The sequence below is a fragment of the Parachryseolinea silvisoli genome, from assembly GCF_021190955.1.
GTDB lineage: Bacteria > Bacteroidota > Bacteroidia > Cytophagales > Cyclobacteriaceae > Ohtaekwangia > Ohtaekwangia silvisoli.
This window is the reverse complement of record NZ_JAIOAO010000005.1, coordinates 151,262-164,012: the sequence shown is the minus strand read 5'-3', so window position 1 is coordinate 164,012 and position 12,751 is coordinate 151,262. Positions and strand designations below refer to the sequence as shown.

Genomic DNA, 12,751 nt, shown 5'->3' with positions numbered 1-12,751 from the left:
CTCGTCAATACTTAATCAGTAACGCGCTTCCAGTTTCTGATATACTTCCTTCAGCTCTTGCAGCGCGCGAAACACTTTAACCTTTACGGCTCCTTCCGTACAACCCAGGATGTCGCCGATCTCTTTATACTTCTTTTCCTGAAATTTGCTCAACAGCAGCACCTCGCGCTTGTCTTCGGACAGCCGTTCCAGGGCCCTGGAAAGCAGCTCCTTTTCCTCGCGCTGTTGCCACTCGACAGACCGGTTGTCGCCGTCTTCCAAACGATCCTGCCAGGCCTCCAGCGGATCGTCCTTCTTCAGCTTGTTTTTCCGGTAGTGGTCATGGCTCACATTGCGCGCGATGTGAAACATCCAGCTGCGAAAGTCGCCGTCGCCGCGAAAGCGTGTGCGATACTTCAGGATCCGGTAAAACACGGTCTGCACCAGGTCCTCACTGAGATCCTGGTCCTTGTTGAGATGATAAAAGAAACCAAACAAAGGCCTCTTATACCGCTCGAATAGCAGGCTCATCTTGTCAAGATCGCCGTCCCTGACCTTAAGCATCAGGGCATTGTCGGTTAAAGCATTCAAATCCGGATAAAGCGTTTTCTAATGAGGAGAACTTACTCTCACCCCAATGGTTACGCAGTCAGGGTGAAGTTTCTTAAAATTCCACAAAAAACACCGAAATGACGAAGTAGAAGGTATCTGGCGATAAAAGACGTATGGCCAAAAAAAACACGGCACCTGGCGAGTCGTAGCCCCGTCTCGGGGCGGAGGCTCGTGCCATGGAGTGTTTTTTTGATAATCACGTGTTAGTTACCTGTTGGATCAGGTTTAACAGGTTGTTTTGAAATAAATTTCGTTGGTTTGAAAATATCGAATTTGGAGGTCCAAAGAGGTCGGAAGGAGTTGCGCGATGAGGCGGAGCCGGGACGAAAAAAAGGCATTCTTCGCCGGGGATCCTTCGAGTCTGCCACAGGGTTGCTCCATAGATGTTCCACGGATGAACCACGGATGATCTACGCTATAGTAGAGTAGAACATCCCTGGGGCAGGCCCGAAATCAGGTAGTGGGGAGCACAGGTCAAATTGGCACCATGAGGCCACCCCACAGACACCGTATTGTCGTAATGTCTAAAGGCGGGAAGCCCGCCTACACCAACGCACAGATCGAATGAGTCCCCCTAAAAATTCAAAATGAAGTCTTGTAGGTTCTGATTCCGATCTAATAACAACTTCTTCCTTAACCTATACCGACTGATTTCCACTCCCCGCACAGAAATATTGAGCAACTGCGCAATCTCCTTCGTAGAAAGGTTCATCCGTAAATAAGCACTCAACTTAATCTCCTGCGGACTCAGGCCCGGAAACGCTCCTTTAAATCGCGTCGTAAAATCGCCGTGCACGCGGTCGAAGTGAAATTGAAAATGCTCCCAGTCTGCGTCTGCCGAAATGTTCTGCTCGATGTCACGTGTGATCTGCGCGAGCTCTTTCTTTACATCGTCCTGCGGATTCTTTTTAATAATAGACGTCAGGTTGCTCTTAATCGAAGTAATAAACTCGTTCTTATTCAGGAGGTGCATCGTCGCCGTTCCCAGCTCATTGTTCATATGCTGCAGCTCCGATTCCAGCTTCTCGTGCTGCAGGCGGTTGATCTCCTCCTGCGACTGGCGCGAAAGCTTCACCAGCTCGTTATCACGGGCGCTCAATTCCTTCTCCTGTTCCACCACCATGCGTTGTTGCGCGCGTTGATATTTGCGATCGAGCACGTTAAAGGCCGCGAACAGCAACGCGAGCACCGACAGTCCATAGATTGAATACGCCCATACTGACCGGTACCACGGCGGAAGGATCACAAATGTATACCGGGCCTCCCGGCTTACCTCCCCGCTCACGTTGCGCGCCCGCACGTGAAAAGTATAGCTGCCTTCTTTCAGATTGGTATATTCCTTCTGCGTTTTGGTACTCCATTCCGACCAGTCTTTTTCGAAGTTCTCCAGGTAATATTGGAAGACCAGGTTCGCGTTGCCTTCGTACGATGTAGCCGCATACGTAAAGTGCAGCGCATTACTACGGTATGGCAGCTCTGGCCACCAGGTCTGTTGCTGATCAGAGATCGAATCGCGCACACTGTGGTTGCCGTAAAAAAGAACCGAGTCGCCATGCGTGGTCGTGGTCGAGACCTGGCGGATCAGTGTCTGAAAGACCGGCGCCTTCACCGGCTTCATCGTCGGGTCGTAATGAATAAAGCCGTCCTTGGCGCCAAACAATACTTCGTTGTTGCGAAGAATGGCAATGTTCACCAGGTCATCGTTAAGATACTTGCGGATCTTACGAAAGAGATTCTCCTCCAGCGTATACTCACCCAGCGAATTCTTGCGGAAGACGCCAATGTGATCGCGGCTTACAAAATACATATTGCCGAGCGCATCCTCGCGTACAAACCACAGCTGGTCAGTGCTGCCCAGCCGTTTGGAAAAGAAGTCATCGGGTACAAAGCGGTCCGTGCCTGCATCGTAGCGGTACACGCCGCTGGTGCTCGTAAACAGCAGCTCGTTGCGTACGTTGTATACGTTGATGAGCAGGTTTGAAGGAAAGCCTTTGTCCGCGCCGTAAAAGGCCACGCGGCGAATGCTGTCCAGGGTAGGAGAGAAGGTAATGCGATAAGCACCCTTGTAGCCGTGCGTCACCCACAAGTCGCCGGAAGGGTCTTCGGCCATGATCCGCGACGACTCACCAAAGCCCGCGAGCTTCTTTCGCCACGACCATTGTCCATTCTTACGGTCGTACACCTGCAGGCCCGAATATACCCCTTCGACCAACATCGTGGGGTGATCTTTCATTCCCAGAAATACCCACGATCCCGGTTCATACGAAAGCCGCGTACAGCCATCGCCGTCAATGCGCATAGCCCCATTGTGGTGGCCTGCGAGCAGCGCTCCGCCATATTCCCCCAGGTGATATACCTGGCCGCGGGAGTTTTTTACCAGCCGGAAGCTGCCTCCCTTTTGGGACTCGCGTTGGTAAACGCCTGTGCTCGTGCCGGCATACAGTGTGTTGTCGTGCAGGTATGCCGCGTAGCCCGAGCCGGGCAGGCCGGTTTGATTGTTGATCAGGGTGAAGGGTGATCCCAGCTCGACATACGCCAGCCCATTGTTCTGGCCAATCCAAAGGTTGCTCAGGTCGTCTTCATAAATGCTCAGCACCGTTGGGTTTTCAATGCCGCGCCCCGTCGTGAGCTGCATGAGCAGGTCGCCGTTCGCGTCCAACACCAGCAAGCCGTTATTCTGGGTGCCTACGGCGAAGTTGCCGTTGCGCAGCCGGATCATGCAGTTGACAATCGACTCTTTCAGAAATGCCTGCAACGGCGCGTTCCAGGCTGTGACGATGCCGTCCGCCAGGCGGTAAATGCCATGTTGAAAGGTTGTGACCAGCACCTGGTTGTCATGCAGGGGCAGGACCGCGGCCACGCTTTTGTCGCGGAAGAACTCACCGCCCTTGATCACCCGGATGCGGGTGTTTTCCAGAACGCCCAGGCCGATGTCCGGCTGGTTGACATAGAGTTGCCGGTTGAGGAGATAAGAATGGTCTATCCCCGCCGGGGTCGCGGGGCGTATGACCTGAAATGTCTTTTGGTCGTAGCAGTAGATGTTGGAGAACGTGCAGAAGTAAACCTTCTCTTTGTCCAGGTACACGCTCCAGGCTTCGTCAAAGTTGCGATGCTCGGGCGCCAGGCTGTCGGCCAACGAGGTGTACACCAACTGACCTTGCTGGTTGGGAAAGAAAAAGCCGAAGTCACCTTGTCCCCCCACATAGATCCGTCCGCGCGCATCGATGGCCACGCTCCGCACTTTCGTGCCGTTACGCACCCCGTACGTCTGCCATTGGTCGCCGTCAAACTCCAGCAGGCCGAAGTTGTTGGCGATGTAGATCAGACCCAACCGGTTTTGGGCAATCGCCCAGTTCTGGATCCCGCCGCGGTAATCCCCCGGCTGAAAGTTGCGGGTGAAGGGCAGACCGGAGAAGGGTGACTGCGCCTGTGGGTGTGCCGTGTGTGCCAATAATATAAAGAGAAGCCCGGCAATGGCTCTCCATCCGCGTATTGCGGTGCTTTTTTGGGCGCTGATGAGGTTAGGTCTCATGGAAGTAGTAGTCAAATCTACCTCCAAAAACGTTTGAAATCCATCGAAAATTAATGTTTGTACCGATCTGATGTAGTTTTGATGTAGTCAAAAATGCGGGGTGATGTAGTTATGTTGGGGTAGTTAAGTTGAATGCAAACGGTTGTTTCCCAATGTTTGTAGCACGCATTCAAACGTTTCCGGTCCCAATCCGGCAGCGGTGCACCGAATACTAAACCAAACAACAATTAACGCATGAAAGCAAATTTACTGGCGCTCTTACTGATGCTGTCGCTGGTCGGGTACGGGCAGAGCCCCGTACGAGGCCGTGTGACAGACGAAAATGACCAGCCGCTGCCAGGGGTAAACATCCTGCTAAAAGGAACTACCCTGGGTACGGTGACCGACGCAACCGGCGAATTCCGCATCGACAACGCCCCCGTGGATGCAACACTACAGATCAGCTTTATCGGGTACACGTCCCAGGAGCTCACGCTGAACGGTCAGTCGAACGTGACGGTGAAGCTCCTGCCCGATGTTACCAGCCTCGACGAAGTGGTGGTGATCGGCTACGGCACGTCCACCGTAAAGGAGCTGACTGGTTCCGTGGCGGTAGTAAAAGGAGATGAGCTTACCGCTCTCAATCCCGTAAGGATCGAACAAGCCCTGCAAGGGCAGGCAGCCGGCGTACAAATCTCCGCGGCGTCGGGATCACCCGGTGCAGGCCTCAACATCCGCGTCCGCGGATTTACGACCAACGGCGATAACACGCCTCTGATCCTCGTAGACGACGTACCCTTCGATGAGGAAGGCCTGGCCTCACTCAACCCGTCGGATGTCGAATCCATCAACGTGTTGAAAGACGGTACCGCCGGCATCTATGGCGTCCGTGCTGCCAACGGGGTTATTCTCATCACCACCAAGAAAGGCAAGAAGAACGCCAAACCCACCATAGATTTTTCAGGGTACTACGGCGTGCAGCAAACCACCAAAAAGCTCGACCTGCTCGACGCCCACGAATATGCCGTATTGAAAAACGAAACCTACGCGTCCGGTGGCGGCACCCCGCCATTCGCTAACCCTAACCTCGGCAAAGGCACAGACTGGCAGAAAGAGGTCTTTGAGGACGCACCCATTCAGAACTATAACCTCACCATCTCCGGCGGTTCAGATAAAAGCCGCTACGCCATCGGTGGTTCATACCTCGACCAGCAAGGCATTGTCGGTGGCCAGAAATCCGGCTACCGCCGCTACAATGCACGCGTGAACTTTGCAGTAGACATCCTGCCTAAGGTCACCTGGGAAAATGTATTATTATTCACGAACGAACGCCGTGACATGCTGCCGGAAATGGGCATCGGTTCGGTGCTTTTCAACACCATCAACGCCAACCCCGCGGCCAGTCCCTACAGAGAAGATGGGAGCTATGCATTCCTGGAAGATGTTTCGGAAGTGATCAACCCGCTGGCGCAAATGGCGAACACGTTTAACCGGAGTACAACCAACAAGGTGGTCGGTAAACAAGAGATAAACTACAAGATCAACGACAACTTCCAGGTGACAGGCCGCGCCGGGTATAACTATGCGCTGGTAGACGAAAAGCAATTCAACCCGTTGGTATTCTACGGGCTCAACAAGGCGCAGAACACCGCCGCCAACGCGGCGCTTGAACCCAACCTGACAAAGATCTCAGACGACCTTTCCATTCCCGTATACAACAACGTACGCGAAACACGCACCACGTACTTCAACTATAACTTCGAAGCATTTCTCAACTACGATCGTACTTTTGGCGGTGTACACAAGGTCAAGGCCACACTGGGTACGTCCATGTTGGGCTATGATAATCGCAGCCTGACCGGCACGGGGTATAACGTACCGTATAATTCTAACGACTTTGCCGATATCTCGGCCACGGAAAGCGCGAACTATCTCAACAATACATCTTCCTGGCAAGGACGTAATCGCTTGTTGTCGCAATTCGCGCGCGCCGAGTATGGCTATGGCAGCAAGTATTTATTGTCGGCCTCTATTCGTCGCGACGGTTCAACAGCCTTTGGCGCCAACAACCGCTTTGGTTATTTCCCTGCCGTGTCCGGTGCCTGGGTGATGTCAGAAGAATCTTTCTTCCAAACCAATGCCATCCAGTTCATGAAGCTACGCGCCAGCTACGGCGTATCCGGTAACGATAAGATCCTCGCCAACGGCTTCCTGCCATTGCTCGATGGTGAGGGAGTATATCCGTTTGACAACGTGTTGACCAACGGCGTGGCCCTGGGTAAAATCGGTAACCGCGATCTGAAATGGGAGACAACCCGTCAGGCAAACTTCGGTGTTGACCTGAACATCTTACAAGACAAAGTCAGCATCACCGCCGACTACTACGTCAAGACCACCAAAGACCTGCTCTTCCAGCCCGATATCTCCGCCCTTGTCGGTGCCTATGGCGCCGGCAGCTCGCCGCCCATCATCAACGGTGGTGAGGTACGCAACCGTGGCCTCGAGTTCCGCATCGACTACCACACCGAGCTGGCGCAAGGCCTGCGTTTCAATATTGGGTATAACATCACCACCATTCACAACGAAGTGACAGCGCTGCCTCCCGGCGTCGACTTCTTCTCGTTTGGCTCGTTTAGCGTAGGGGGATCGAGTGCTACACGCATGCAGGTAGGATATCCCATGGGCTATTTCTTCGGCTATGAGACCGATGGCATTTATCAGACGCAGGCGGAGATCGATGAACGTGGTGTCTCCCAGCCCGGCGCGTCGCCCGGCGACCTGCGGTTTGTAGACCGCGACGGTTCAACGGCCATTAACTTCAGCGACAACAGCGACAAGACTCGCATCGGCTCACCGATACCCGATGCTATCATGGGACTTAACGTCGGCCTGAACTTCAAAGGCATTGACTTCGCCGCAACCCTCTATGCCTCCGTGGGCAATGAGATCTTACGGAACTACGAGCGTCAACTGCCGATGGCAAACATGCTGGCTTACAACCGCGGCCGCTGGACGGGCCCCGGCAGCACAAACGAATACCCGCGTCTCACAACCGAAGCAACACGTAACAACGTCATCTCTGATTTTTACGTAGAAGATGGGTCGTTTGTACGCCTCAAAAATGTGCAACTGGGCTACACGTTGCCCCGGTCCATTGTAGAGCGCATCGGCGCCACCCGCCTGCGGGTATACGTAGCAGCAAATAATTTATTGACGTTCACGAAGTACAAAGGCTTCGACCCAGACTTCTCGGCCTACAATCCCAACGAGACTGGCATTGACCTTGGATTTTATCCGCAGGCGAAGAGTATCATGGGCGGCTTGAACCTAACCTTTTAAACAGTATGAAGAAGACATTGAAAATAGGGACACTATTCGTCTGTGGGTTGCTGGCAGCCGTAAGCTGCGACAACTTCGTAAACGTAGACCCACAATATACCAGGAGTGCCGACAATTTTTTCCGCACACCGGGTGACTACCAGCAGGCATTGACAGGTGCTTATGATCTCATGCAGACTTCGTACCTTGACTTATGGATCGGCGAGATCGCGTCGGACAACTCCATCGCCGGGGGCGAAGGCGTAACCGACACAGAAGGCCTGCATCAAATTGATGCCATGACCCATGGCGGCGTTAACAACGAGTTGCGCAGCCTATGGCGTTGGATGTACGCCGGGGTGACACGCACCAACTATATCTTCGAGAATCGCAACAAACTGGAGTTCGATGACAAAGCCCGCATCATGGGCGAAGCTTCGTTTCTGCGGGGCTACTACTACTTCGAGCTGGTAAAATTCTTTGGCGCCGTGCCGCTCATTGTAGACCGTCAACTGCCGCCCGGTGACGTATCATCCCAGGTACGCACTCCGGTCACAGAAGTATACGCCCAGATTGAAAAAGACCTGCAAGCTGCTGCCGACGCGCTCGAATGGACCTCGCCCGTAAAAGGCCGTATCACCAAAGGCGCCGCACTGGCCCTGCTGGGAAAAGTATACCTCTACCAGAACAAGTTTACCGAAGCCGCTGCTACGCTCGATCAGGTCATCAACGATGGCGGGTATGACCTGTTCAATAATTTCGAAACCATGTTCCGTGTGGCCAACGAAGGCAGCAAAGAGACCGTGTTTGACATCGAGTATGTTGGCAACGAAGGCGGGAGCTATGGATGTTTTGTATGCCTCGAAGGTTTTGCAGCGGTAGGATTTCATGGCATCCGCGGCTATGACGGCCCCGTATACGCCGATGGCAATAGCTACAACCTGCCCACCGAGGACCTCTATAATGCCTTCGAATCAGACGATCCGCGCCGGGATGCCTCTATCCTGGATGTTGACGCCTTTATCGCCGCACAAGAAGACCCCACTGCGATTAAATATGTTAAGGGGGCGGGTGGCCACACAGGCTACTACAATAAAAAATACCTGAAGCGTCAGGATGAATTGGGTCTCGGTGACAATGACCTGACGAGCCCCGTCAACCATAAGGTTATACGCTTTGCCGACGTGCTGCTCATGGCCGCCGAAGCGCACAACCGCAAGCCGTCACCTAACGATGGACTGGCGTTGCAGTACCTCAACCGCGTACGCACACGCCCCAGCGTGAACATGCCCGCGTTGAATCTCAGCAGCACCGCATTGACCGAAGCGATCTACCGCGAGCGTCGCGTCGAGCTGGCCGGCGAAGGCCTGCGTTTCTTTGACCTGGTTCGCACCGGCAGAGCCGCAGACGTGATCGATGGCTTTGAGGTAGGTAAACACGAAGTGTTCCCCATCCCGCAAAGCGAGATCGACCTGGCCGGCGCCGGTTGGCTGCAAAACCCTAAGTATTAATTCACCTACATCCGAATAACCATGGATATGAAAAAGAGATTTTTATACTTCGCCCTGCTGTGCTGTAGCCTGGTGTCGATCCTGACCGCGTGTGAAGATGACGATCCGGAACTGGGCGAAGCGCCCACCGTGGCCGACGCTACATTCAGCGTCACGCCGAAGGCAGACCAGCCCAACGTCGTCAACTTCTCGAGCACCTCGTCGCCCTTCCTCAAACGCTGGAGCTTTGGCAATGGCAGCGCTGGCGAAGGAGATGCCGTAACGGCCAGCTATCCGTTCAAAGGCACCTACCAGGTAACGATGACAGCCTATACCTCGGGCGGAAGTGTTACGACGACGCAGTCTATCGAAATCGCACAAGACGATCCGACACTGCTCGACGTAGATGAATATAATTTCCTGACCGGCGGCCTGACGGCGATCAACGGTAAAACCTGGGTGATGGACAAAGGTACTGCCGGCCACATGGGCATCGGTCCCGCCGCGGGTACCTGGCCGGAATGGTATGCAGCACCTCCTAATGCCAAGGACGGACTTGGCATGTACGACGACTCGATCAACTTTAAGCTGAAAGGCTCGGAGCTGCTTTACCATACCAATGGCGACGTCTATGTCAACGCAGGCTTTGGTGGCGCCTTTGCAGGGGCGGTTAAAGAGCCGAACGGCAACGACTTTATAGCACCCTATAATCCAGGTCCCCAAACCTGGTCACTCTCGGAAAGCAATGGCAAGTGGTACCTCACCATCGGCGGTGGCGGCTTTATCGGTTACTATTCCGGAAGAGCGCCTGTATACGAGATTCTTTCCATCACACCAGACGAGCTATACATACGCTCCATACAAGAAGGCGAGGCAGGCAACGCCTGGTACCAGCGGTTCATCCGCAAAGGTTTCGTGCGCAACCCGCCGCCCCCGCCACCGTACAAGATTGAAGATATCTTTACCGACTTCGACGGCAGCGGCAATATTACCTTTACGCCGAACTCAAACGGCTCGATAGCCACCTATGACAATCCCGCGCCAGTACCGATCAATACATCGGCTAAGGTGGGTAAGTATGTGAAAGCTCCCGGTGGAGGTGGCGCGTTCTCGAATGTACAGATCCAATTGCCGTACAAAATGGATTTGCGCGAGCGCCATGTGTTCAAAATGAAAGTGTTTATCCCGAGCTATAACGACTATACGACGGAAGGTGGCGAGTCCTGGCAGACGTATAAGACACTGCAACGTTATGCATCTGTAAAACTGCAGAACCGCGACGAAGCCGAGGCGTTCAGGACCCAAACCGAGGTGCTGCACAAAGATCTGCCGCTGAACGAGTGGGTGGAGCTTACGTTCGACTTCAGCAGCGCGTCAGCCAATACGACCTATAATACCATCGTTATCCAAATGGGCGGCGAAGGCATCTATACCGGCGGCATCTTCTTTATCGACGATTTTGTGCTGTTGCCCGCAGCCGAATAGGCCAGGGCGTATACTTCCCGGAGGGTGTTTGGAATGAGCATCCTCCGGAGTAGTTTTGATTTCTTAACCTGTATTGTATGAAGAAGCACACTATGTCCTTTGCATTTATATACCTGGCTCTGCTCGGCATGATCGGCTGCAGCAAAGATAGTGACGATGGCGTCGTCCTGTATCCGGAGATTCAGTCGATAGACGTAACCATCAGCGTCACCAATCCGGCAGAGGTTACCGTGCAGGCAAAAGCCACTGCCGTTAACTTTTATAACATTTACTTTGGCGAGGCGGCAAATGAAACGCCGGTGAGAAGCACGGATGGAAAAGCGACGCATACTTACTCCAAGTCAGGTAACTATACCATCAAGGTACAAGCACACACAACCGACCAAGCATTTACAACCGAAAGCAGAGATGTTTCCGTCACCCTTAGCGGCGACCTGGTCATACCGACCAAGGGGTATGAAACGCCGGCCACTTATGCAGGCATGGACCTGGTGTGGCAGGACGAGTTTAGCGGCACCGCGCTGAACACAGCGGACTGGACCTTTGAGACCGGTACCGGTCAGGACGGCTGGGGAAACAACGAGTTGCAATACTATCGTTCTGAAAACACTTCGTTGACCGAGGGCAAACTTATCATCACCGCAAAAAAGGAAACCTTCCAGGGCAGCCAGTATACTTCGTCGCGAATTGTTACTGCCGGCAAGCAGGAGTTCCGCTACGGGCGTGTCGACATACGCGCCGTGTTGCCGAAAGGGCAGGGGCTGTGGCCGGCGTTGTGGATGCTGGGCGCAAACTATCAAACCGACACCTGGCCGAAATGTGGCGAGATCGACATCATGGAAATGGTCGGTGGCGCAGGCCGGGAGAACACTGTACACGGCACTGTGCACTGGGATGCCGCCGGTGAATACGCCAGTTATACCAAACACACCACCCTGGCAAGTGGCACTTATGCCGATGAATTCCATGTGTACTCCATGGTATGGACTCCGCAGACCATTACCTGGTATGTAGACGATAAGCAATTCAACGTCATTGATACCACGCCCGAGGGGCTGAGCGAATTCCAAAAAGAGTTCTTCTTCATTTTCAACGTGGCTGTAGGCGGTCGCTGGCCGGGTAGCCCGGACGGTACGACCCTCTTTCCTCAACGCATGATCGTAGACTACGTGCGTGTATTTCAACAAAAACCCTGACGCCGCGCGTCGGCATAACGTAAAAAAAGACTATGTATTTTACCTGGAGGATAATGCTCTGCGCCCTGTTGTTAACAGGCGCGTGCAGGGAGAAAACAACCCGTGCACTGGTGTGGTCGGACGAATTCGACACCACGGGGGTGCCCGACACTACCCGGTGGGGCTATGACCTGGGCAACGCCAACGGTTGGGGGAATAACGAAAAACAGTACTATACCCGCGACGCGCGTAACGCTCGCGTGGAGAACGGCAAGCTCATCATCGAGGCGCACCAGGACTCCATCGAAGGTGTGCCATACTCGTCCGCACGGTTGGTCTCCAAAACGAAAGGCGACTGGACTCATGGTCGCGTTGAAGTCAGTGCACGTCTGCCGCGCGGGCGGGGCACATGGCCTGCCATCTGGATGCTGCCTACCGACTGGAAATATGGCGGTTGGCCTGCCAGCGGCGAGATCGACATCATGGAGCACGTAGGCTATGACCCTGCCGTGATCCACGGCACCATCCATTGCGAATTATACAATCATGGCAAACAAACGCAAAAGGAGGGCAAGATCACCATCGCCGACGCGCAGGATACTTTCCACCGCTATGCCATTGACTGGGCCAAAGACAAGATCGACTTCTACGTAGACGATACGTTGTACCACACCGTCGTACGCGAACCAAAAGACGACTACAAAGGCTGGCCCTTTGACGAGCGGTTCCATCTGCTGATGAACCTCGCCGTCGGCGGTAACTGGGGCGGCAAAGAAGGCATCGACACCACTATTTGGCCGCAACGCATGGAAGTTGACTACGTCCGCATTTACCAGTAGAACAGTGTGCGTGTGGCGAGCGAGAGTGGCCTTTACGGGTGCCCCCGTAGGGGGCGAATCCAATATAAATTAACCGTCCAATCAATACCCAAATGCAAAGAGCCAGGGAAACCTGGCTCTTTCTCGTTAATACGCACTATTGAACTATGAGCGATTGATCGCCGCAAGCTTATTCCGTTCATCTTCGACGGCCCGACCATGTAACCGAATTGGCTTACCTTCGGATTGATCTCATTTACCGTCTTTTAAAAACAACTTCTTATATCAAAGATAGTTAAAAGCCTCTTTTGTCATGAAATGAGGTGAAAGATGCCACTTTCCGAAAGCTGCAAAAGAGAAAGT

Annotated in this window: 7 protein-coding genes; 5 read left to right on the top strand and 2 right to left on the bottom strand. The window is 53.7% G+C overall.

Going from position 1 to position 12,751, the window contains the following annotated elements; translation table 11 throughout:
• Nucleotides 1-15 precede the first annotated feature (15 nt).
• Complete coding sequence (locus tag K7P01_RS25895; RefSeq protein WP_267297501.1) at nt 16-543, bottom strand: RNA polymerase sigma factor; 528 nt, start codon at nt 541-543, stop codon at nt 16-18.
• 622 nt (nt 544-1,165) lie between these two features.
• A complete protein-coding gene (locus tag K7P01_RS25890; protein WP_267297500.1) occupies nt 1,166-4,123 on the bottom strand; it encodes a triple tyrosine motif-containing protein in 2,958 nt (985 codons plus the stop codon).
• A gap of 234 nt (nt 4,124-4,357) precedes the next feature.
• Between K7P01_RS25890 and K7P01_RS25885 the strand changes: the two genes are divergently transcribed.
• The 5 genes from K7P01_RS25885 to K7P01_RS25865 all read left to right on the top strand — a co-directional run bounded on the left by K7P01_RS25885 (nt 4,358) and on the right by K7P01_RS25865 (nt 12,409).
• On the top strand, nt 4,358-7,441 hold the full coding sequence (locus K7P01_RS25885) for a SusC/RagA family TonB-linked outer membrane protein (RefSeq protein ID WP_267297499.1): 3,084 nt from the start codon (nt 4,358-4,360) through the stop codon (nt 7,439-7,441).
• 5 nt (nt 7,442-7,446) lie between these two features.
• Entirely contained in the window at nt 7,447-8,931 is a 1,485-nt protein-coding gene (locus tag K7P01_RS25880) for a RagB/SusD family nutrient uptake outer membrane protein (RefSeq protein WP_267297498.1), read from the top strand.
• 27 nt (nt 8,932-8,958) lie between these two features.
• The gene (locus tag K7P01_RS25875; protein ID WP_267297497.1) at nt 8,959-10,395 is read left to right on the top strand and encodes a PKD domain-containing protein; all 1,437 of its coding nucleotides are present in this window, start codon (nt 8,959-8,961) and stop codon (nt 10,393-10,395) included.
• A gap of 77 nt (nt 10,396-10,472) precedes the next feature.
• Nucleotides 10,473-11,591, top strand: coding sequence for a glycoside hydrolase family 16 protein (locus tag K7P01_RS25870; RefSeq protein ID WP_267297496.1), 1,119 nt, complete (start codon nt 10,473-10,475; stop codon nt 11,589-11,591).
• 32 nt (nt 11,592-11,623) lie between these two features.
• Entirely contained in the window at nt 11,624-12,409 is a 786-nt protein-coding gene (locus K7P01_RS25865; RefSeq protein ID WP_267297495.1) for a glycoside hydrolase family 16 protein, read from the top strand.
• Nucleotides 12,410-12,751 lie beyond the last annotated feature (342 nt).

Excerpts from the sequence above, each read along its gene's own strand:
- K7P01_RS25895 (WP_267297501.1), bottom strand. The coding sequence starts at position 543 with ATGCTTAAGGTCAGGGACGGCGATCTTGACAAGATGAGCCTGCTATTC.
- K7P01_RS25890 (WP_267297500.1), bottom strand. The coding sequence starts at position 4,123 with ATGAGACCTAACCTCATCAGCGCCCAAAAAAGCACCGCAATACGCGGA.
- K7P01_RS25885 (WP_267297499.1), top strand. The coding sequence starts at position 4,358 with ATGAAAGCAAATTTACTGGCGCTCTTACTGATGCTGTCGCTGGTCGGG.
- K7P01_RS25880 (WP_267297498.1), top strand. The coding sequence starts at position 7,447 with ATGAAGAAGACATTGAAAATAGGGACACTATTCGTCTGTGGGTTGCTG.
- K7P01_RS25875 (WP_267297497.1), top strand. The coding sequence starts at position 8,959 with ATGAAAAAGAGATTTTTATACTTCGCCCTGCTGTGCTGTAGCCTGGTG.
- K7P01_RS25870 (WP_267297496.1), top strand. The coding sequence starts at position 10,473 with ATGAAGAAGCACACTATGTCCTTTGCATTTATATACCTGGCTCTGCTC.
- K7P01_RS25865 (WP_267297495.1), top strand. The coding sequence starts at position 11,624 with ATGTATTTTACCTGGAGGATAATGCTCTGCGCCCTGTTGTTAACAGGC.